Here is a 23,365-nt window from a genome sequence, read left to right as displayed (position 1 = left end):
ATTTTCCGATAGTTAAATTGTAATTCATTTCCTTTTTTCGTGCAATACAAAATAGGTATTCACCCAAATAAAGCTGCTCGCATATTGTAGGTTATGTAAATAGAATGCTGCGAAGGAGTGAGTGCAGTGACAGGAAATGTATTAAATTATTATGCTGGTGGTAATACAGCTAGGGGATTTCACAATTTATACGAAGAGAATTTAAAAGGATTAGACAGATTATTTATCTTAAAGGGTGGCCCAGGAACGGGAAAATCTTCTTTAATAAAGGCAATAGGTCGTGAATGGATTGAAAAAGGATATGATATTGAATTGTTACATTGTTCTTCTGATAATAAATCGGTTGATGGTGTAATTATCCCAAAATTAAAAGTAGGAATTGTTGATGGGACATCGCCGCATGTTATTGAGCCAAAAATGCCAGGAGTTGTTGAAGAGTATATAAATTTAGGAATTGCTTGGGACTCAGATAAACTAAGAAAGCAGAAGTTAGAAATTGAAAGATTTGTTTCAGAAGCAAGCAAAGCTTTTCAGTCTGCTTACGCACGTTTTAAAGAGGCATTGGTTATACATGATGAGTGGGAGAAGATATATATTGATAATATAGATTTTAATAAAGCAAATGAACTAACCAATCAGCTAATCCAGAAATTATTTGCAGATAAAAGCGGGAGACAATCGCTTGTAAAACATCGTTTTTTAGGAGCTGCTACACCGAAAGGAGCAGTTGATTTTGTTCCTAATTTAACAGAAGGGTTACCACATCGTTATTTTATAAAAGGGCGCCCAGGCTCTGGAAAATCAACGATGCTCAAAAAGTTAGCTAAGGCAGCTGAGGAAAAAGGGTTTGAAGTTGAAGTATATCATTGCGGATTTGACCCGAATAGTCTTGATATGGTTATCGTAAGAGAATTAGGATTTGCAATTTTTGATAGCACCGCACCACATGAATATTTTCCAAGTCGCGAGGGTGATGAAATTATTGATATGTATGCCCTTATTGTTACGCCAGGGACGGATGAGAAATATGCGAAGGAAATTCGTGATGTCTCCATTCAGTATAAAGCAAAAATGAATGAGGCGATGTCTTTCTTAGCGAAAGCAAAATCGGTTCGTGATAAATTAGAACGAATTTATATTGCTGCTATGGATTTTTCAATAGTAGATGCATATAAAGAGGAGATTCAAAAAGAGTTTGAACGAATTGCTGCTACTGTAATTGAAAAGCAACAATAGACGTTTTATTAGGCTGTCAGTAATTTCTGACAGTTTTTTTAGTATGTAGTAAAATTAATAGTGTATTGTCGAATTTCCAAGGAAATAATCAAAAAATGGAGTTGTTATGAAATGAGAGAGAAAATCGAGTTGGAGTTAGAAAGAATTGAAAAAGAGAATGATGTGAAAATTTTATTTGCGGTGGAATCAGGGAGTCGTGCTTGGGGGTTTCCATCGAAAGATAGCGATTATGATGTTAGGTTTATTTATATACATCCAGTAGAATGGTATTTATCAATTCATGATAAACGAGATGTAATTGAATATCCAATTAGCGATGATTTAGATATAAGTGGTTGGGATATTAAAAAGGCATTGCAACTATTCGCGAAGTCGAATCCTGCTTTACTTGAGTGGATTCGATCACCAATTTTTTATTCGAAAAACTCTAATTTTCCAGAACTACTTCAACAGATGAGTGAGAAGAATTTTGATCCAAAAGCAACGATATATCATTATTTACATATGGCGTCGAAAAATTATCGTGAATTTTTGCAAGGTGAGAATGTAAAGCTGAAAAAGTACTTTTATGTATTACGTCCCATTTTAGCTTGTAAGTGGCTAGAAGAGAAAACGACTTTACCTCCTGTAGAATTTGACCGATTGATTACAGAATTATCATTAGAACGTAGCGTATTAGATGAAATTGAAAAGTTGTTAATAAAGAAAAAAGCAGGTACTGAATTAGATGTTGGATTGAAAATTAAGGTGCTAAATCAATTTTTAGAAGAACAAATTCATTACTATCAGGAATATGTAAAAGGAATTGAAAAGGGATCAGGAATCGATATTGAGAGTTTAAATACATTGTTTCGAGATATGTTGTTTGAAGCATATGAAAAAGAGCACAAGTAAGTTTGTGCCCTTTTTATTTTGTAGGAATGAAGAAAACAGATATAGCTGCGATAAGACCTGCAAAGGAGAATAAGTAAAAATTCCATGCTAAGTCATATTGCATTGTCATAATAATACCGACAAGAATTGGGCCAGCAATTGCACCAACTCGGCCAAGCCCCAGTCCCCAGCCTAAGGAGGTAGCTCGGATATGTGATGGGAAGTATTGTGTTACATATGCATTTAATATTTGAGTAATACCGACTGATCCAATACCAGCAAGGCCAATTAAAAGATAAATGATTGTAACAGATGGTTTGATTGTTAATAGTCCGATACATATAGCTGCCATAAGATAAGAGATGCTAATAACAATTTTTGCTCCTATACGATCAGCAATTGCTCCAGCGAATAATGCGCCGATAGCTGCGGTAATATTTAGCATAAGTAGAAATGACAGACTAGACCCAAGAGGATATCCTGCCTGGCGCATCATCTGTGGTAACCAAGTGTTTAAACCGTATATTAAAAACATTCCCATTATATAAGTAATCCAAAAAAGTAGCGTTGCTTTTATGTATTCTTTTGAGAATAACGTAGTAAATCCATTTTTCTTTTGTATAGTAGATGGAGCTTGATGAGTTTTATTTTTCACATGAAATTCAATTGGAAAACGATTAAGAATTTGGTTCACTTCTTCTTGGCGATTACGTGATAATAAAAATTGAATGGACTCAGGTAAATAGCGAATAATGAAAGGAATGAGGAGTAGTGGAATCATTCCGATACCAAACATAATTCTCCATCCGAAATCTTCTAACATAAATATAGACAAAATAGCACCTAACACGATACCTAAAGGATAGCCAGTAAACATAAGAGCATAAATAAAAGATTGCCTTTTTTTGGGTGAATATTCAACAGTAAGTGCTGAAGCTGTTGGGATAACACCGCCTAATCCGATTCCTCCTATAAATCGAGATAATCCAAATAACTCAGGAGAAGGAGCGATAGCCGCTAAACCCATTGTGATAGAAAAAAGTGCTAAACAGCATATAAGCGTCCATTTACGTCCAATTAGATCTGTAATCGTTCCAACTAGAATAGCCCCAATAAACATCCCAAATAAAGCATAGCTTGCAATTGTGCCAGCGTGCGATGGTGATAGCGCCCAGCTTTTGTCTTCTAGGAGCTTTGGTAGAACGGCACCGTAAATACCTAAATCATATCCATCAGCTAAAATGGCTAGCCAACAAATAAAAACAACAAGTTTTGTAATAGAGCTTGAAAAGATAGTTTCTGTAGATTCTAGATGAGGTGGAGCTGAAGGTTGCATAATATTCCCCCACTTTTTAATTTGTAGATGAATATATTATTTCATTTAATGTTAATATTTTCCTCCCTGTGTTGAAATTTATCTGAAAAGGTTTTATAACAAATAAAGAAGTTCAACAGTAATTATGTTGAACTTCTTTATTTGTTCACTCATTATCAACTCGTTTTAACGGTTGATCTGCTGGACCTTCAAGAACGTCTCCTTCAATTGAAAAACGAGAACCATGGCAAGGACAATCCCAGGTACAATCACCATTATTCCATTCAACTTCACAGCCGAGATGTGTACAAGTTGTATCGACGATATGTAATTTTCCTTCTTTGTCCTTATAAGCACCTGCTCGTTTACCGTTAACATGTACGACAGATCCTTCACCAACTTCGAGATCTTCTGGCTTACGTAATGCGGTTTCGATCTTTCCTTCAATTAAATGTTTCGCAACATCAATGTTCTGGGAGAGGAACGTTTTTATATCTGGATTTGCATGGAAGCGTGATGGTGCATACAGTTCTTTATAGGGACTGTGGACTTTTAGGATGGAGTCCTTCAGTAGCTGAGCGGCAGCAGTTCCAGTTGTCATTCCCCATTTGCGATATCCAGTTGCAACAAATATATTTGGATTTCTTTCGTTAATATGTCCGATATAAGGAAGCTTATCTAGAGTGATTAAATCTTGTGCTGACCATCTATAAGGAACCTCGTCTATTCCAAAAGTTGCTTCAGCAAAAGAATAGAGTGCTTCATAATGAAGCATCGTATTTATTCCTTGTCCTGTTTTATGACTTTCTCCGCCAATTAAAATTAATTTCTCTCCATTGTTTGTTATATAGCGTAAGGAGCGCTTTGGATCATCAATACTTAAATACATGCCACCTGGATAATCTGTTTTGGCTTTTATTGCAAGAGCGTAGGAGCGTTCTGCGTACATTCGCGTAAAGAAAAAGCTATTCGCATCATAAAAAGGAAAATGTGAACAAGAGACAACATATTCACAAGTGATATGATGGCCCTCTTTTGTAATTATTTGTGGATAATCTCCCTTTTCCACATCCATAGCTGTTGTTTGTTCGTAGACCTTTCCACCCATCTCCACAAACTTTTCTAAAAGTGTTTTTAAATAAAGAAGGGGATGGAATTGTGCTTGATTTTTCATGACAAGTGCAGATTGTACTGGAATAGGAATCGATAGAGATTGAACATAATCACAAGGTATATTTAATTTTTGATAAGCTTCATATTCTTTCGATAAATTTCTTAATCCGTTATCAGTAGTTGTATATAAATATGAATCTTCATTTGAGAAATTACAGTCGATTTTATATGTTTGAACAGTTTCGTTTATGAATTGTAGAGCCTGATTATTTGATTCATAGTAAAGCCCGGCCTTTTCTACACCGAAGTGATTTATTAATTCATCATAAATAAGATCATGTTGTGCTGTTACTTTCGCTGTTGTATGCCCAGTCGTCCCGTTTAAAATACGACCAGAATCAATTAAAACAACATCGATGCCTTCTTTTGCAAGTAAATAGGCAGTAGTAATACCTGTAATACCAGCACCGATAATAGCAACTTTCGCCTTTATATTTTCGGATAAACGAGGGAAAGTAGGAAACTGAGTAGATTCAATCCAATAAGATAGCGGCAGTTGTGGAAATGTATCACTTGTCATTGCTGAAACCTCCTGATTTTAGAACAATTTTCCTTTTAATATTTCCATATTATATGAAATTCATGTGTGTTGTTTTAGAAGAAGTCTATTTTTATTAAAAGAGGTTATAAATTATTTTGATATAATTAATTAGGTGGGGCATTATGAAGAAGTAGGATTTATATAAAACTAAATTCAAGTGATTCTGTTTGTTGATTACATAGAGATTTATTGAATGAGATAGGGTCTATGGCGTTTAAGAAAATGTCTATAGATAGTGGATAAATCCTTATGTAATATATACATTTTCTTTAGTGAAATAAAGTATGATTATAAAAATATAACCAACTTTTATTACTAGGTCATAAAAGTTGTTGACAATATAGAAATTCTATTGTTATGATTCATCATGTGGAAAGGTTGATAGAGAGTAAAAAGAGAAATGTTTTTCATTGATAATAAAAGCGAAAAATAAGTGACGATAGAGTGAGTATATTTTCCTTATAATACATGCTTTTTGGATCATTTAGTAAAATCAATCTGGAAGCAAGAATTGATATATGTAAGTTGCGCAAGGCGCGGCATAAGAAAGGGGCAAAAGGATGAAGGAGCTTCATACATTTGGGTGGTATGCAGCACGTGTATCACCACATTTGCCGAAAAAAGCATTTAAACCAGTGCCTACTCGTTTATTTGGTGGATTGGCTTATTTGCTTGTGGCATTGTCGGGATTAATATCGATTGGTGTATTTGAATTGAATGTGTGGGCGAATCTAGGAATTGCGATTGTTCTTGGATTATGTTTTGCTTCACTAGGATTTTTAGGGCATGAAATTTTACATGGAACTGTTGTAAGAAAGGCATGGCTTCGTGACTTCTTAGGAGCGATTGCATTTATGCCATTATCAACAGGGCCAAAGCTTTGGAGAAAGTGGCATAATGCAACGCATCATGTTCATACACAGCATGAAGAGAATGATCCGGATGCATGGCCGACACTTGAGAAACTTAAGAAGAGTAAGTTTTTGAGTTGGGTATATCGTATGCCTCTACATGTACGTTCATTCTTTAGTTTTCTGTCACTAACAATTCAATTTACATTGCATTCGACTCGAATGTTCTTTCATTTTATAAAAGAGTTCAAGTCATCCAATCAAAAATCTGTATGGCTTCAACTTCTTTTGCCTTGGACAGTTTGGATTAGTTTATTATTTATTATGGGACCTGGAAAATGGTTATTTGCATATGTCATTCCGTTGTTAATTGCTAACTTTATTGTAATGGCATATATCGCAACAAATCACCGCTTAAATCCAATTGTTCCAGTAAATGATCCGTTAGCAAACTGCTTATCAGTAACAGTGCCGCGCTGGGTAGACGTTTTGCATTTCAATTTCTCATATCATACAGAACATCATCTGTTCCCTGCTATGAGCTCTAAATACTATCCGTTAGTAAAAGAGAAGATTAAAGAAATGTGGCCGGAACGTTATCACGAAATGCCGATGACAAAAGCATTGGCAGCACTTTGGAATACACCACGTGTGTATTATCACGGAAGTGAATTAGTTGATCCGCATAGAGAGCATTTCTACGGTTCTTTAGGAAATGGCTTAGACCCTCATAATATTTCATATCGTGAGGAACATATAGAAGAAAAAGAGAGTATTAAAAAAATAAATCAGTAAAAATTAATATATTTTTGCAGTGAAAAAGCAAGCCATCTCAGGCTTGCTTTTTCTTATAAAGAAACTTCCTTTTTGTTCTTTTTATTGACTTGGAAGGAGTTAGTTTCTTTTCGTTGTAATCGTTTTTCTAAAAGATTAACAAAATAAGTAAATAGAAGAACAAGTACGAGATAGTATGCACCAACGATTATGTAAGTATCTAATTGTTGGAAGTTACCTGCTGCAATTGATAAACCCGATCCCCATAATTCGGACATTCCTACATAAGCAACAAGTGAAGAATCTTTTAATCCGATAATAAATTGGTTTCCTAGAGGAGGAAGAGACAGACGAAATGCTTGTGGTAATATAATTCGTCGCATAGCTAAAGGATAAGGCATGCCTAAAGAGCGAGCTGCTTCTAATTGTCCTCGGTCAACGGATTGAATAGATCCACGGAAAATTTCCGTAATATATGCACCGTTATGAATTGCTAAAGCGATTGCTCCTGCCCAAAAAGGGGTGAAAACAACAACAGATGTAATTCCAAAATAGAGAATGGCAATTTGAACAATTAAAGGTGTACCACGAATAATAGCAATGTAGACATGAGCGATACTATTTAAAACTTTATTGTTAGAGATTCGAAAGAAAGCGAATAATAATCCAATTAATGAACCGAGTACTAGGGAAGTTAATGTTAATTGTAATGTGACAATAGTAGCTTTTAAGAGTGTGGGATAGGAAGAGATAAAAATTTCAAACATGCGTTTCACCTCATATTGTATAGATTTTAGTAGAGAATGAAATGCCCCACATAAAATGAACACTTAATCAGTGGGGCACTGTTTATGAATCTTTTGAATGGCTAACTTACTTACTTCGTTTTTTCCTCTTCACCAAGAATATTACGTCCGAACCATTTTTTACTGATCTTATCATACGTACCATCTTTAATGATTTCATCTAACGCTTTATTTACTTTCTCAACCATTTCTTTATTATCTTTGCGAATAGCAATTCCCATTTCATCAAGATTTAATGGTTTTCCGGCTTCTTTTATATTCGATTTTCCTTCTTTTATCATACGTAGACCAACCATTTGATCCGTAATTACTGCGTCAACACGCCCAGGCTCTAAATCCATAAGAGCAGTAATATCACTGTCATATTCTGTGATTTGATCTGTATATTTTGCAACAAGATTTTTAAAGGTACTAGCTTTTACAACACCAATTTTCTTACCTTTTAAATCTTCTGGAGAAGAGATAGCGGTATTCTTTTTAGCTACAAAAATTTGGGCGCCAGAGCGATAGTACGGATTTGAGAAACTAACAGCTTTTAAGCGCTCCTCTGTAATTGCCATACTACCCAGTATTACATCATATTTCTTCGCTTGAAGACCTTGAATTAGCGTTTCCCATGGGTTTGTAACTGGCGTAGCCTTCATGTTCATCTTTTTAGCAAGAGCTTCACCGATTTCTACATCAAAACCGACAAGTTTGCCGTCATTTTCTTTATAGTTAAAAGGTTTGTATAATCCACTCATCGCATAGCGAAATTCTTTTTCACCATTTGATGAAGTAGTAGAACTTTCTTTGCTACAAGCTCCTAGTATGAAGGATGTACATAGTGTAATGCTCGCAACAATGGTTAATAGTTTTCTTTTCATAAAACCCCTCCTATATATTGATCATACGGATGTTTTTCAGTATGTTATTGAAATATTTTATTTGGATGATTAGTTGTGCACCGTATGAATGTATTCCTTTTCGTTTGAAACAGAAGTTACATTATAAAACGTTACGTAAAAATTGTTTTGCTCGTTCATGTGATGGAGCTGAAAAGAATTGTGCTGGCGGAGCATCTTCTACAATCTTTCCATCGTCCATAAAGATGACGCGATCAGCTACATCTTTTGCGAAATTCATTTCATGAGTAACAATAACCATTGTCATCCCTTCTTCAGCAAGTTCTTTCATAACTTGCAATACTTCTCCAACAAGTTCAGGGTCTAAAGCTGAGGTAGGCTCATCAAATAGCATAATCTTAGGGCTCATTGCAAGAGCTCGTGCAATGGCAATGCGCTGTTTTTGACCACCTGAAAGAAGATGAGGAGTTACATCCGCTTTATCTTGAAGGCCGACTTTTTGGAGAAGTTGATTTCCAATATCCTGTGCATTTGCTTTCTCTAATTTTTTTACATGAATAGGTGCTTCTATGATGTTTTCTAGTGAGGTCATATGAGGAAAGAGGTTAAAGTGCTGAAAAACCATACCGACATTTTCACGGACTTTATTTAAATTTGAATGCTTTGGATCAATTCGCTCACCTTGTAAGTGAATTTCGCCTTCATCGTACATTTCTAAAAAGTTAAGACAGCGAAGTAATGTACTTTTACCAGAACCACTGGCACCAATTAAAACAACAACTTCTTTTTCTTTTACTTCTAAATCAATTCCTTTTAACACATCAAGTGAACCGAATGATTTTACTAGATTTCGAACTTGAATCATACAAAACCCCCAGTTAAAAATATATTTTACAAATGTTGCCCCGTATTTCTGTTATTAGTCATAAATTGTCAGAATCCTTTATTTTTTTCGTGCAATTTGATATTCAAAGAAATAATGATTTTTAAAATCTCTATATCCTTCTATAATGAAAATATGGATAATAATATATAGGTAGTATTTATATTGCTTATAAAAAGGGGGAAAGGGAAGATGGAAAAAGAAAGAAAAACATTTTCTTTTGGATTACGTACACAACTTATGCTATTCACTACAGTTTTAGCTTTTATTACATATTCAACAAGTATATTTTTTATTTACGTGATATACGATTATTTTCAAAGTTATGTAAGTCAAACTGTATATAATATTATCGTTATGTTATTAGGGGTAGTATGGTCTGGAATTTTAGCATATGGAGCAGCCGTATTTTTAATTAAACCACTTCGCAAGTTAGAGGAAGCGGCAAGAAAAGCAGCTGAGGGTGATATTCGTGAAGATGTTCCATTACCGAAGACAGATGATGAAATTAAATCTTTAAGTGTTGCATTTAATATGATGTTAGGAAACTTAAGGGGCATGGTAAAAAATATTGATACAACATTTTCTTATACAAACAATCAAGTACAGCAGATTAGAAAACAAACAGGAGAAGCAACGAGACAAGCGCAAGGTGTATCTGAGACTCTTGCAGAGATTTCTTCAGGCGCTGAGCAATCAGCAGCATCAATTCAAGCAATTGTTTCTGCTGTTGATACAACGACGTCTATTGCAAGTGAAGTAGAAGAAAAAGCGAAGCAGTCTGATACGTTGTCTTCAGAAATGGTTCAAGCTTTAGGGCATAGTACTCGTGTCTTTACGTCTTTAATTCAAGGTATTCAAACATTGGCAAAAGAAAATGAAGATTCAATGCAAAATGTACAGAAGTTAGAAGAACGAATGAAACAAGTAGAACATATTGTGTCTGTTGTGAGTGCGATTGCTAGCCAAACGAATTTATTAGCACTAAATGCTTCTATTGAGGCAGCTCGCGCAGGAGAGCATGGAAGAGGTTTTGCGGTTGTTGCGGAAGAAGTACGTAAACTTGCTGATGAAAGTGATCATTCTGCAAGAAACATATCTCAGTTATTACGGAATATGCAAGATGAAGTACAACAAGTTGCAATGAAAATGACAGAACAAGTGAAAATAGCTAAAGAAGAGGCGAAACGTGGGGAAGCTACGGAATTAATTTTAAAAGAAATGTCATCAAGTGTTATGGAAGTAGCCGATGCAACTCAGCAAATTAGTAGTTATATGAATGAACAAGTGAGCCACATTCATCAAACAGGAGCACAAACAAAAGCTGTAGCAGCAATTGCTGAAGAAACGTCAGCTGGTTCGCAAGAAGTGGCGCGTGTGACGCTACAACAGTCTAAAAATATGATAGTAATCGATCAATTATTAAAAGATTTAGAGAAGCAAGCAACTGATTTGAAACAAACAATTGAACGATTTTCAATGTAAAAGGAAGAACAGAATGCTGTTCTTCTCTTTTTTATTTAGTTTGATTTAATATTTACAGTTAAACTATGAACGTTTCCGCAACATTCTTTTCTCTCCCTTTCGGATGAAAATTATAGCGAGCTATAATATTAAAAGGGGTGTCTTTTATGAAAAAAGAAAAAAGACAACGGTTAATTAAACAATTTGTAAAGGAGTATGAAATAGATAAGCAAGAAAGATTAGTAGAATTGTTAGCAAAAAAAGATGTATTAGTAACACAAGCTACGGTTTCTCGCGATATTCGTGAGTTAAACTTAACGAAGGTACCTTCTCAAGAAGGATTAATGATATATAAAGTTTTCTCAGAAGAGCATTTACAAACTGATATAAAGTTAAAGAAAAAATTACGAGAAGTTGTTGTGAAAATTGATTGTGTAGATCAATTAATGGTTATTAAAACATTACCTGGTAATGCACATGTTATTGGTGTTTTATTTGATGAGTTAGATTGGAAAGAAAAAATAGGATGTATATGTGGAAATGATACATGCCTTATAATTTCACAGTCGAAATCAGATAGGGAGATTATAGAAGAAAGATTAAATTTAATTATTTAGATGTAAAAATCCTGTTTTTAATAAAATTAAAAACAGGATTTTTGTTTAAATACGGAAGTTGAATATTCAACATATATGCGTAATATATGTGTTTTTTATTGAAAAAGCGAGAGAGTTTGTTATAAAAATACAAATTCGTATGATTTTAAAAAAATAACTTGTTTAATATTTCACAATGATAATGTGGATGCTTTCACAAAGATGAAAGTGCAGAGCATTTATTATGTACTTGTAAGACATCAAACATATTTAAAAGGAGGTACAACAAATGAAACATCCGATACATGTTACTTCAGAAATTGGGGAATTACAAACGGTTTTATTAAAACGACCGGGTAAAGAAGTGGAAAACTTGACGCCAGATTATTTGCAGCAATTATTATTTGATGATATTCCATACTTACCAATTATTCAAAAAGAGCATGATTATTTTGCACAAACGTTACGCAATCGGGGTGTTGAAGTTCTTTATTTAGAAAAACTAGCCGCTGAGGCGTTAGTAGATAAAAAACTTCGAGAAGAATTTGTTGATCGTATTTTAAAAGAAGGACAGGCTGACGTAAATGTTGCACATCAAACTTTAAAAGAATATTTACTTTCCTTTTCAAATGAAGAATTAATTCAAAAAATTATGGGCGGTGTACGGAAAAACGAAATTGAAACAAGTAAGAAGACACATTTATATGAATTAATGGAAGATCATTATCCGTTTTACTTAGATCCAATGCCTAATTTATATTTTACTCGTGATCCAGCAGCTAGCGTGGGCGATGGCTTAACGATAAATAAGATGAGAGAACCAGCGCGTAGACGTGAATCATTATTCATGGAGTACATCATTAAATATCACCCAAGATTTGCAAAACATAATGTACCAATCTGGTTAGATCGTGATTATAAATTTCCAATTGAAGGTGGCGACGAGCTAATTTTAAATGAAGAAACAATTGCGATTGGAGTGTCTGCTCGTACTTCAGCTAAAGCAATTGAACGTTTAGCTAAAAATCTCTTTAGCCGACAAAATAAAATTAAGAAAGTGTTAGCAATAGAAATTCCAAAATGCCGAGCATTTATGCATTTAGATACAGTATTTACAATGGTTGATTATGACAAGTTTACAATTCATCCAGCCATTCAAGGGCCAAAAGGGAATATGAATATTTATATTTTAGAAAAAGGATCAGATGAGGAAACTCTTAAAATTACACATCGTACTTCTTTAATGGAAGCATTAAAAGAGGTATTAGGCTTAAGTGAATTAGTTCTTATTCCATGTGGAGGAGGAGATGTAATTGCTTCTGCTCGTGAACAATGGAATGATGGCTCGAACACATTAGCAATCGCACCAGGTGTAGTTGTTACATATGATCGCAACTATGTATCCAATACGTTATTACGGGAGCACGGTATAGAAGTAATTGAAGTGCTAAGTTCGGAATTATCTCGTGGTCGTGGGGGTCCACGTTGCATGAGTATGCCAATTGTTCGTAAAGATATTTAGTATAAATAACGGAGAAAGTAGGGATGAAGTATGTTAATGACTAGACCAAATTTAAAAGGAAGAAGCTTTCTAGCAGAAAAAGATTTTACACAAGAAGAATTGTTATATTTTCTAGATTTGGCAGCAGAATTAAAAGAGAAAAAGAAAAATGGTATCCCGCATCATTATTTAGAAGATAAGAATGTAGCGCTCTTATTTGAAAAAACCTCCACTCGTACGCGCTGTGCATTTACAGTAGCATGTACAGACTTAGGGGCGAATCCTGAATATTTAGGGAAAGGTGATATTCAGCTTGGGAAAAAAGAATCCGTAGAGGATACAGCAAAAGTGTTAGGGCGTATGTTTGACGGAATTGAGTTTCGTGGATTTAATCATGAGACTGTAGAATCTTTAGCACAAAATTCTGGTGTGCCAGTTTGGAATGGATTAACAGACATGTGGCATCCAACACAAACACTAGCAGATTTATTAACAATTAGAGAACATGTAGGGAAGTTGAAAAATGTGAAGCTCGTTTACGTTGGAGATGGACGAAATAATGTTGCTAATAGCTTACTAGTTGGTGGAGCAATCGTTGGAATGGATGTACGTATTTGCACACCAGAATCTTTATGGCCTGCACAAGAAGTAATTGATTTAGCAAAAAAATATAATGAACAGGTAATGATAACAAGTAATGTGGAAGAAGCTGTTGCGAATGCAGATGTAATTTATACAGATGTATGGGTGTCTATGGGGGAAGAAGAAAAATTTGCTGAACGTGTCGAGTTATTGAGACCTTATCAAGTAAATATGAAAATGATTAAAGAAACAGGGAATGAAAACGTGATTTTCTTACATTGTTTACCTGCATTTCATGATGTTGAAACGATGTATGGCGAAGAAGTTTACGAGAAATATGGGTTGAAAGAAATGGAGGTAACTGACGAAGTATTCCGCAGTAAACATTCAAAAGTATTTGATCAAGCTGAAAATAGAATGCATACAATTAAAGCGGTTATGGCAGCTACTTTAGGAAACATGGAGTAAAGAAGAAAGGGAGTCTTCCTTTCTTCTTTCTCCTCCTTTAGACACTATCATTCACTGTTGCTTTTGTATTGTTATTGCAATTAAAGAGAGGTGAGTGGAATGGGTGAAGATAAGAAATTAGGGTTGTTTACACTAACGGCTCTTGTAGTTGGGTCTATGATTGGCGGTGGAGCATTTAATTTAGCGAGTGATATGGCAAAAGGTGCTGGTGCGGGGGCCATTATTATTGGCTGGGTTATAACAGGAATTGGGATGATTGCACTTGGATTATCTTTTCAAAATCTAACTGTAAAACGGCCAGATTTAGATGGTGGTATTTTTAGCTATGCAAAAGCAGGATTTGGTAATTTTATGGGATTTAATAGTGCGTGGGGATACTGGCTATCTGCTTGGCTTGGGAATGTAGCTTACGGTACATTATTATTTTCTTCATTAGGATATTTCTTCCCGATCTTTGAAGGCGGTCAAAATGTAGAATCCATTATTGGTGCAAGCGTATTATTGTGGTGTGTTCACATGTTAATTTTACGTGGAGTTCAATCAGCAGCACTTGTGAATTTAGTAACTACAATCGCAAAATTAGTACCTGTATTTGTATTTATTGTCATAGGAATCTTCGCGTTTCATATTGATACATTCTTAGATGGATTTTGGGGGCAAACTGGTTCTTTTTCATGGGGAGCAGTTGGCAGCCAAGTTAAAAGTACAATGCTTGTAACTCTATGGGTATTTATTGGGGTAGAAGGGGCGGTTGTTTTATCCAGTCGAGCAAAAAATAGAAGTGATGTAGGGAAAGCAACGGTTATTGGCTTAATTGGTACACTCATCATTTACATTTTAATCACATTATTGTCTCTTGGACTTATGCAGCAAGCAGATATTGCTGGTTTGAAAAATCCAGCTATGGCTTATTTATTTGAAAGTGTTGTTGGAAAATGGGGTGCTATCTTTATAAATTTAGGTTTGGTCATCTCTGTATTAGGTGCTTGGTTAGGTTGGACTTTGCTCGCTTCTGAAATTCCATATTTAGCGGCTAAAGATGGAGTATTTCCAAAATGGTTCGCAAAAGAAAATAAAAATAAGGCTCCAGTAAATTCATTATGGATAACAAATGGTTTAATTCAAATATTCTTGTTAACATTCGTCGTTTCTGATCAGGCGTATAACTTTGCATTCTCTTTAGCATCTTCAGCCATTTTAATTCCATATGCTTTTTCAGCATTTTATCAACTGAAGCATAGCTTAAAATCTGAAGAAGTAGATCGAAATAAAAATATAATAATTGGTTTGATAGCAAGTATTTATGGTGTGTGGTTAGTTTATGCAGCTGGTTTAGAGTATTTATTATTAACAATGACTTTATATGCGCCAGGTATTTTTATTTTTTACAATGTTCAAAAGCAAAAGAGTTCGAAGCAAATATTTACTCGAGTGGAATTAGCATCATCCGTAGCAATTGGTGCTTTAGCATTCTTTGCGATTTATGGATTAATTACAGGCAGTATTACTTTATAAAGCGCTGTGAAAGCGAAATGAACTGGAGGGCTGAAATATGGCACGAAGAAAAATTGTAGTTGCACTAGGGGGAAATGCGATACAGTCTGGAGAAGCTACTGCGGGAGCGCAGCAAGAAGCGTTGGAAAAAACGGCGGAACAACTTGTGAAAATAATGGAAAATGATGTGGATATAGTAATTGCGCATGGAAATGGCCCACAAGTGGGGAATATTTTATTACAGCAAAAAGCTGCAGAAACGGAAAAGACACCTGCAATGCCATTAGATACTTGTGGGGCAATGAGCCAAGGGATGATTGGATATTGGATGGAAAATGCGATTGAAAAGGCATTAAAAAAACGGAATATACAAAAAGATGTAGCAACGGTTATAACGCGCGTTGTTGTGGACAAAAAAGATGAGGCATTTAAAAATCCAACTAAACCAATTGGTCCTTTTTATACAGAAGAAGAGGCCAGAAGATTAATGGATGAAACAAAAGCAGTGTTTAAAGAAGATGCTGGTAGAGGATGGAGACGTGTTGTTCCATCACCGAAGCCTGTAAGTATTCATGAACATAAAGTGATTAATTCTTTGGTGGAAGATGGAAACATAGTGATAGCTGTTGGCGGGGGTGGAATTCCAGTAATTGATTCCGAAGAAGGGTTAAAAGGAACTGAAGCGGTTATCGATAAAGATTTCGCTGCGCAGAAATTAGCAGAATTAGTAGATGCCGATACGCTCGTTATTTTAACTGCAGTTGATCATGTGTATGTAAATTATAATCAACCGAATCAAAAAAAATTAGAGCATGTCACAGTGAATCAATTAGAAGAATATATTGAAGAACAACAATTTGCTGCGGGAAGCATGCTTCCCAAAATTGAAGCTGCTATTAATTTTGTTAATACAAATCCAAAAAGAAAAACAATTATTACGTCTTTAGAAAAAGTATATGAAGCACTAGAAGAAAAAGCTGGTACTATTATTTCAAAACAGAATGTATGCATGTATGTTTAAATTATTATGTACGCTACTTAGTAGTAAAAAAAAGAATGAGGTTAATAACTTCATTCTTTTTATTTATTAATATTTTTTGTACTCATTGTTCATAAAGTTTTCATGATGAAATCTGAATATATAAGTTAATTATGATAAAATTCAAATTGAATACGCTTTCTTGATTTTTCGCTCCAACATAAAGCAAGAGAGAGGGAATTTTATGAATAGACGGAACGTAGTGAAAGACTTAAAGCAGTTCGAATTATTTGCTCATTTAACAGAAAAAAAATTGAAAGGCTTAACAGAGTTTGTTTATTGGCGAACTTATAAAAAAGGTCAATTTTTATTTTTAGAAGGGGATTCAAGGGAAAGAATTTACTTCATGTTAGATGGTTTTGTAAAGTTAGAGCGGGTTAATCAAAATGGGAACTTATTATACGATGACTATGTAAAGCGGTATTCTATTTTTCCTTATGGTGGTATGTTTACAGACAGAGGATATAACTATACAGCAGAAGCAATGACGGATGTGGAGGTATATTATATTCCAACGGTAATCTTTGAAGATATGGTAAAATCCAGCAGAACGCAATTGATGTACGTTGTTCAGCAATTATCATCTATATTAAAATTGAATGAAAATCGAGTGCAAAATATTACAATTCCTAATGCACAAGATCGTGTTATCCAAACGTTAAATTATTTAATGCAGGATTTAGGAGAACAGAGTGGGGAAAAGATTGTAATTTCATGTCCACTTACAACAATTGAAATATCCAAAATATCTGGAACATCTCGAGAGACAGTTAGCAGCGTATTAAAACAATTAAAAAATGATAGCATTGTTACAATTTTAGATAAAAAAATTACAATACACAATCCAACATATTTTGAAGAAATCTCAATGTGAAAATTGTATATTGATTTTTTAATTCATAATGTATATTAATAAGGTTCTTTATATATTTATAAGGAACTTTTTTACGTTATCCTCTATAAAAAGATTGTATAGTATGGTAATAATAGCTAAAATCGATAATAAAAAACAAAGTGAAGGGGAGAAAGAATGATTCGTATTGAGTATGATCGATTAGTAGCTATTTGTTACAGTATAGGGGTTTTGTTATTATTAAAAATTCCAAATGATAATGAATTAATTGGGGAAAAACTATTCAATGTCTATAAGGTTCCGATACATACGTATGTTTATATGGATTATAAAGTCTCAAATATATTGATTGTTTCTTTCATACTACATGTAATTGCATTTATATTATTTTTAAAATGGCTAGGAAAAAAGGAGTCTAGTACATTTAGAAAAATGAATAAGATAAAAGTAGTAGGCATTAGTATTTTGATTGTAATGATGCCGTTTATTTTAAATACAATCCTCCAGACATTGAATAAAACATGGTACTATGCAGGAAAAACAGGGGTAGAAGCAATAGAATATAAAAAAGAAGATAGCCAGTGTAGAATGGAGAAAAATGGAGATAATATCCAACCGAAGTGCATTGTTACTTTAAAAAATTATCGTAATCATTCACAAGCATTAAAAGTTGTTTTATATGATAATGCAAACGAGAATTCAAAAAGCTATCCAGTACCGAAACCAGTCTATTTACAAAAACATGAGACAAAGCAATTCGAATTTCAAGTTCCTGTTTCTTATAATAGAGGTATGGAAAAAGATAAAGTACCAAATATTAAATTACATTCATTGCATGAAAATGATACGAAATACAATTAATCTGTAAGTAAAAGTTTATGAGTAGGAGCAAGAATTTGAAACGATATAGAAAATCAACTTGAATCATCCAACATACTGTGAGGTAACGGTATATTGGATGATTTTTTTATGTTATCCTCTTTTTCACGTATGAAAAGGAGGAATACTTTGTTGGAAATGAAAAACATCACAAGGATCATACATAGTTTTTACTTTACGCAATCTGTGAAAGTTAGAGCCATAATAACTAGTTTGCCAATTTTTAATGTCGATATCGGGCCAGTTCACATAGTCACCTAGTGTATAAGGATCTAAGCTTTCTCGTAAATCTTTAACCCAGCGTATATTTCGATTTTCTTCATCATCGCATTTCCAAGAGGTAATGTATTCTTGGGCAATAATTGCTTTACGATGAAAATAAGCCGTTTCATTCGGCGAAATATTTTCAACAGCACCTATGAGCGATTGATGCCAAATACTAGCATCTTTATTTGGGGCATGAGAAAGAAAGTATTGCATGAGTTGAATGCCTTTAAGGGGAATAGGTTTATAGACATAGGAACCAGAGCGCTTGAAATTTTCAGGGATGTTACCGCCATTAAAAAATTCGACAGCCTTTATATAAGGAACTTCTTCTATAAAGAGAGAGGGGCTGCCAGTTTCAAGAAGAGGGGATAATAGGGAATGGAGTTCAGAGGGAGAACCGACAAACTCGCCTTGTGCTTCGATTTTATTTCGTTGCTTGGCGAATAATTCGATCGATGAAGTGAGACGTTCATCTATATAAGGTGCCCAGTTTTGCCACGCTTGAAATGCAGCAATAAAGTCTTCCCATTCCCATGTAATTGAGAAAATTGATACATTTTTTACGGGGTGGACTCGAAAAGTTAAGGAAGTGATAATTCCGAAGTTTCCACCACCGCCACCACGGCATGCCCAAAAAAGGTTAGAGTTTTCTTGTTCATTTGCACGAATGGGTTTTGCACCAAATTTTCCACACGCTTGTACCATTTCCACTTCCATTAATTGATCACATGTTAATCCAAATAAGCGTGAAAGCATACCAATACCACCGCCAAGTGCTAATCCAACAATTCCAACGCTTGCACTTGTACCAGCAGGAATTGTAACACCGTAATTCCAAAGTTCTTTATAAACAGTGCCAAGATTTGCACCAGCCTCAATTGTTGCTGTTAATTTCTCTGTATTAACAGTAATGCGATGCATTTCACTCACATCAATAATAAGTCCTCTATTTAAAAGAGAAAAATTTTCATAGCTATGACGTCCACTTCTTAACCGAAATGGTATATGACGTTCACGTGCCCATTTTAAGGCGTTACAGATATCCTTGTTATTTTGACAAAAAACAATAATACAAGGGAGTTTTGGAATACTTAAATTTAAATTCATTCGGGCTACATTGTAGTCAGGATCTGTGGGAACAACGATACGACCTGTTAATTTTGTTTGCTTCAATTTCTTACTCCTTTCCAAAATAATCAGAGCTTTTTATTAATATATGAAAAATGTCTGTAATACGCGTGGACAAGGAGAGGTGGAGAATGAGATTTACCTTTGTGAGAAATAAATAAAGCATAAGAATAAAGAATCTACATAGAGTTCAATGAAAACAGTTGCAAACTGTTCATATTTTGTTATGATAGTGTTACGAAAACGTTTGCATAAAATTCTGATGGGATGCAAAAGGAGAGAAGGACTATGAATAAGACATGGTGGAAAGAAGCAGTTGCTTATCAAATTTATCCACGAAGCTTTATGGATTCAAATGGTGATGGTATTGGAGATTTACAAGGTATTATTGCAAAACTGGATTATTTAAAAGACTTAGGTATAGATGTAATTTGGATTTGTCCAATGTATAAGTCGCCTAATGATGATAATGGTTATGATATTAGTGATTATCAAGATATTATGGATGAGTTTGGTACAATGGCAGACTTTGATGCTTTACTAGATGAAGTTCATAAGCGTGATATGAAGCTTATTATTGATTTAGTTATTAATCATACGAGTGATGAACATCCATGGTTTATTGAATCACGTTCATCTAAAGATAATCCGAAGCGTGATTGGTATATTTGGCATGATGGTAAAGATGGTGCGGAGCCAAACAACTGGGAAAGTATTTTTAATGGTTCGGCATGGGAATATGATGAAGAAACAGAACAATATTATTTACATCTATTCTCACGTAAACAACCAGATTTGAACTGGGAGAATAAAGAAGTTCGCGAAGTACTATATGATACGGTTAATTGGTGGCTTGATAAAGGTATTGATGGTTTCCGCGTTGATGCAATCAGTCATATTAAAAAAGAAGAAGGCTTTAAGGATATGCCAAATCCAAAAGAGTTAAAATATGTGCCATCTTTTGATAAACATATGAATGTGAAAGGTATTCAACCTTTATTAGAAGAGCTAAAAGAAAATACATTCTCTAAGTACGATATTATGACTGTTGGTGAAGCAAATGGCGTTAAGATTGAAGATGCTGAGCTTTGGGTTGGAGAAGAGCAAGGTAAGTTCAATATGGTATTCCAGTTTGAACATTTAAGTTTATGGGATGCAGAGAAGAAGAAAGACCTTGATGTTGTAGGATTGAAAAAAGTATTAACGAAATGGCAAAAAGGATTAGAAAATAAAGGATGGAACGCTTTATATATTGAGAATCACGATAAACCACGTATCGTTTCAACATGGGGAGATGACAAACAATATTGGCGTGAAAGTGCAACAGCTCTAGGGGCGATGTATTTCTTTATGCACGGTACACCGTTTATTTATCAAGGCCAAGAAATTGGTATGACAAATGTTCAGTTACCAAATATTGAAGATTACGATGATGTAGCAATTAAAAATTTATATCGCGAGAAAATTGCAGAGGGCGTACCACATCAAGATATGATGGAGATTATATGGGCTTCTTGCCGCGATAATTCACGTACACCTATGCAGTGGAATGATGAGATGAATGCTGGTTTCACAACAAGTACACCTTGGTTTAGCATGAATCCAAATTACAAAGAAATTAATGTTGAAAAGCAAAAAAATGAAGAAAAGTCTATTTTCAATTTCTATAAGAAAATGATTGCCCTGAAAAAAGAGCACGATGTACTGAACTATGGTACGTACGATTTACTTTTAGAAGACGATCCACAAATTTATGCATATACACGTACGTTACAGGATGAAAAAGTCATTGTAATTAGTAATATCTCAAAAGAGGAAGCTGTGTATAATGAGGGTTCATTTGCACTAGAACGCAAACGTTTGCTTTTAAATAACTATGAAGTTGCGGAACATGAAGAAGTAACAACAATTGCTTTAAAACCTTATGAAACAAGGGTTTATCGCATTTCATAATAAAAAAGGATGCTCTTTGAGCATCTTTTTTTATGAAAAAAAATAAATTTCTATTGCAAAGTGAAAACGCTTTTATTAAAATAGATTTATGAAAACGGTTGCGTAAAGATAAAAATAAAGTAATATAAGGAATCGTTTTCATAAAGGGAACAGAAATTATAATTTAAATCATTATGTTGTTATAAATAAAGGGGAGGAAGAACAGATGAAAATTACGTCTTTTGATTTTTGGCAAAAGTTCGGGAAAGCGTTATTAGTTGTTGTAGCTGTAATGCCAGCAGCCGGTTTAATGATTTCCATCGGTAAGTTAATTGGGATGTCTGCTGGGGATGTTAACGCAGTTCATACAATTGCTCGCGTAATGGAAGACATCGGTTGGGCAATCATTACAAATCTACACATTTTATTCGCAGTAGCAATTGGGGGATCTTGGGCGAAAGATCGCGCGGGTGGTGCATTTGCAGCGCTATTAGCATTCGTCTTAACAAACCGAATTACAGGAGCTATATTTGGGGTAAACGCTGAAATGTTAGCGGATTCAAAAGCGAAAGTTTCTTCAGTAATAGCGGGAGATTTAATTGTAAAAGATTACTTTACTTCTGTACTTGGTGCACCTGCATTAAACATGGGAGTGTTCGTAGGGATCATCACAGGTTTCTTAGGAGCTACTTTATATAACAAATATTATAACTATAATAAACTGCCACAGGCATTAGCATTCTTTAATGGAAAACGATTTGTACCATTCGTTGTAATTCTTTGGTCTACAGTTACTGCGATTGTATTATCACTTCTATGGCCATTCATCCAAAGTGGGTTAAATGAATTTGGTCGCTGGATTGCAGCTTCAAAAGATAGTGCACCAGTTGTTGCACCGTTTGTATATGGAACGGTAGAGCGTTTATTATTACCATTTGGTTTACACCATATGTTAACGATTCCGATGAACTATACAGAGCTAGGCGGAACATATACGATGCTAACTGGTTCAAAAGTTGGACAAGTTGTAGCAGGACAAGATCCATTATGGCTTGCATGGATTACAGATTTAAATAATTTATTAGCAAATGGAGATACGAAGGCATATAACGATTTATTAAATAACGTTGTACCAGCTCGTTTCAAAGCTGGACAAGTTATCGGCTCAACAGCAGCGTTAATGGGGATTGCATTTGCGATGTTCCGTAACGTTGATAAAGAAAAGCGTGCAAAATATAAACCAATGTTTTTATCAGCAGCATTAGCAGTATTCTTAACAGGTGTAACAGAACCAATTGAATTCATGTTCATGTTTATTGCTCCAGTATTATATGTTGTATATGCTATTACAACAGGACTTGCATTCGCACTAGCTGATTTAATTAACTTACGTGTTCATGCATTTGGATTTATTGAGTTAATTACTCGTACACCAATGATGGTTAACGCAGGTTTAACAAGAGACCTAATCAACTTTGTTATTGTTTCATTAGTGTTCTTCGGTCTTAACTTTACACTATTTAATTTCTTAATTAAAAAATTCAACTTACCAACACCAGGGCGTGCAGGTAACTATATTGATAATGAAGATGAGGCATCAGAAGGAACAGGAAATGTACAAGATGGTTCATTAGCAACAAAAGTTATCGATTTATTAGGTGGAAAAGAAAATATTGCTGACGTAGATGCTTGTATGACACGCTTACGTGTAACAGTAAAAGACTTAGATGTTGTTGCACCAGAAGCACAGTGGAAACAAAATGGTGCTTTAGGGCTTATTGTAAAAGATAAAGGTGTACAAGCGGTATATGGTCCGAAAGCTGACGTATTAAAGTCAGACATTCAAGATATGTTAGGTGCGTAAT

At 34.5% G+C, this 23,365-nt stretch carries 18 protein-coding genes and 2 pseudogenes; 14 read left to right on the top strand and 6 right to left on the bottom strand.

Going from position 1 to position 23,365, the window contains the following annotated elements; translation table 11 throughout:
• Positions 1–126: 126 nt before the first annotated feature.
• Both MR160_RS18240 and MR160_RS18235 read left to right on the top strand, forming a co-directional pair.
• Positions 127–1,236 carry a PRK06851 family protein gene (locus MR160_RS18240; RefSeq protein ID WP_000147466.1) on the top strand — a complete coding sequence of 370 codons (1,110 nt, stop codon included), beginning with the start codon at positions 127–129 and terminating at the stop codon, positions 1,234–1,236.
• A 111-nt stretch (positions 1,237–1,347) separates the two neighbouring features.
• Positions 1,348–2,130, top strand: coding sequence for a nucleotidyltransferase domain-containing protein (locus MR160_RS18235; RefSeq protein WP_001208229.1), 783 nt, complete (start codon positions 1,348–1,350; stop codon positions 2,128–2,130).
• A 13-nt stretch (positions 2,131–2,143) separates the two neighbouring features.
• Here the strand turns inward: MR160_RS18235 and MR160_RS18230 are convergent, their stop codons facing one another.
• The gene (locus MR160_RS18230) at positions 2,144–3,445 is read right to left on the bottom strand and encodes an MFS transporter (RefSeq protein WP_001183099.1); all 1,302 of its coding nucleotides are present in this window, start codon (positions 3,443–3,445) and stop codon (positions 2,144–2,146) included.
• A 145-nt stretch (positions 3,446–3,590) separates the two neighbouring features.
• Positions 3,591–5,117: an FAD-dependent oxidoreductase gene (locus tag MR160_RS18225; protein ID WP_000199973.1), complete on the bottom strand. Its 1,527-nt coding sequence runs from the start codon at positions 5,115–5,117 to the stop codon at positions 3,591–3,593.
• A gap of 581 nt (positions 5,118–5,698) precedes the next feature.
• On the opposite strand from MR160_RS18225, the gene desB reads away from it, so the two are divergent.
• A complete protein-coding gene (desB, locus tag MR160_RS18220; RefSeq protein WP_000661228.1) occupies positions 5,699–6,784 on the top strand; it encodes a Delta(10) desaturase DesB in 1,086 nt (361 codons plus the stop codon).
• Between the two features lie 53 nt (positions 6,785–6,837).
• Here desB and MR160_RS18215 read toward each other — a convergent pair whose 3' ends face one another.
• The 3 genes from MR160_RS18215 to MR160_RS18205 all read right to left on the bottom strand — a co-directional run bounded on the left by MR160_RS18215 (position 6,838) and on the right by MR160_RS18205 (position 9,279).
• The gene (locus MR160_RS18215) at positions 6,838–7,593 is read right to left on the bottom strand and encodes an amino acid ABC transporter permease (RefSeq protein ID WP_003255986.1); all 756 of its coding nucleotides are present in this window, start codon (positions 7,591–7,593) and stop codon (positions 6,838–6,840) included.
• Between the two features lie 47 nt (positions 7,594–7,640).
• Positions 7,641–8,435, bottom strand: a complete 795-nt coding sequence (locus tag MR160_RS18210) for an ABC transporter substrate-binding protein (protein WP_000823756.1) — start codon at positions 8,433–8,435, stop codon at positions 7,641–7,643.
• A 121-nt stretch (positions 8,436–8,556) separates the two neighbouring features.
• Complete coding sequence (locus tag MR160_RS18205) at positions 8,557–9,279, bottom strand: amino acid ABC transporter ATP-binding protein (protein ID WP_000616926.1); 723 nt, start codon at positions 9,277–9,279, stop codon at positions 8,557–8,559.
• 210 nt (positions 9,280–9,489) lie between these two features.
• Between MR160_RS18205 and MR160_RS35340 the strand changes: the two are divergent.
• The 9 genes and pseudogenes from MR160_RS35340 to MR160_RS18165 all read left to right on the top strand — a co-directional run.
• Positions 9,490–9,840 (top strand): annotated as a pseudogene (locus MR160_RS35340) (HAMP domain-containing protein); the annotation flags it as partial.
• A 369-nt stretch (positions 9,841–10,209) separates the two neighbouring features.
• Positions 10,210–10,782 (top strand): annotated as a pseudogene (locus tag MR160_RS35335) (methyl-accepting chemotaxis protein); the annotation flags it as partial.
• A gap of 146 nt (positions 10,783–10,928) precedes the next feature.
• Entirely contained in the window at positions 10,929–11,378 is a 450-nt protein-coding gene (gene argR / locus MR160_RS18195) for an arginine repressor (RefSeq protein WP_000711826.1), read from the top strand.
• A 268-nt stretch (positions 11,379–11,646) separates the two neighbouring features.
• A complete protein-coding gene (gene arcA, locus MR160_RS18190; RefSeq protein WP_000682331.1) occupies positions 11,647–12,879 on the top strand; it encodes an arginine deiminase in 1,233 nt (410 codons plus the stop codon).
• Positions 12,880–12,909: 30 nt separating this feature from the next.
• Positions 12,910–13,908, top strand: coding sequence for an ornithine carbamoyltransferase (argF, locus tag MR160_RS18185; RefSeq protein WP_000930283.1), 999 nt, complete (start codon positions 12,910–12,912; stop codon positions 13,906–13,908).
• Between the two features lie 99 nt (positions 13,909–14,007).
• Positions 14,008–15,423, top strand: a complete 1,416-nt coding sequence (arcD, locus tag MR160_RS18180; RefSeq protein ID WP_000503413.1) for an arginine-ornithine antiporter — start codon at positions 14,008–14,010, stop codon at positions 15,421–15,423.
• A 37-nt stretch (positions 15,424–15,460) separates the two neighbouring features.
• Complete coding sequence (gene arcC, locus MR160_RS18175; RefSeq protein WP_000113953.1) at positions 15,461–16,423, top strand: carbamate kinase; 963 nt, start codon at positions 15,461–15,463, stop codon at positions 16,421–16,423.
• Between the two features lie 202 nt (positions 16,424–16,625).
• On the top strand, positions 16,626–17,315 hold the full coding sequence (locus tag MR160_RS18170) for a Crp/Fnr family transcriptional regulator (RefSeq protein ID WP_001081906.1): 690 nt from the start codon (positions 16,626–16,628) through the stop codon (positions 17,313–17,315).
• Positions 17,316–17,471: 156 nt separating this feature from the next.
• Positions 17,472–18,155: a hypothetical protein gene (locus tag MR160_RS18165; protein WP_000619192.1), complete on the top strand. Its 684-nt coding sequence runs from the start codon at positions 17,472–17,474 to the stop codon at positions 18,153–18,155.
• 123 nt (positions 18,156–18,278) lie between these two features.
• On the opposite strand, the gene MR160_RS18160 is transcribed toward MR160_RS18165, so the two are convergent.
• The gene (locus MR160_RS18160; protein ID WP_000814907.1) at positions 18,279–19,613 is read right to left on the bottom strand and encodes an FAD-binding oxidoreductase; all 1,335 of its coding nucleotides are present in this window, start codon (positions 19,611–19,613) and stop codon (positions 18,279–18,281) included.
• 243 nt (positions 19,614–19,856) lie between these two features.
• Between MR160_RS18160 and MR160_RS18155 the strand changes: the two genes are divergently transcribed.
• Together MR160_RS18155 and MR160_RS18150 are read left to right on the top strand one after the other, a co-directional pair.
• Positions 19,857–21,521 (top strand): glycoside hydrolase family 13 protein, encoded by a 1,665-nt coding sequence (locus tag MR160_RS18155; protein ID WP_001044700.1) that lies wholly within the window; start codon positions 19,857–19,859, stop codon positions 21,519–21,521.
• A gap of 205 nt (positions 21,522–21,726) precedes the next feature.
• Complete coding sequence (locus MR160_RS18150; protein ID WP_144514460.1) at positions 21,727–23,364, top strand: PTS transporter subunit IIBC; 1,638 nt, start codon at positions 21,727–21,729, stop codon at positions 23,362–23,364.
• Position 23,365: the final 1 nt, after the last annotated feature.

The sequence above is a fragment of the Bacillus cereus group sp. BfR-BA-01382 genome (assembly GCF_022663475.1).
GTDB lineage: Bacteria > Bacillota > Bacilli > Bacillales > Bacillaceae_G > Bacillus_A > Bacillus_A thuringiensis_S.
This window is presented reverse-complemented; position numbering and strand designations above follow the sequence as displayed.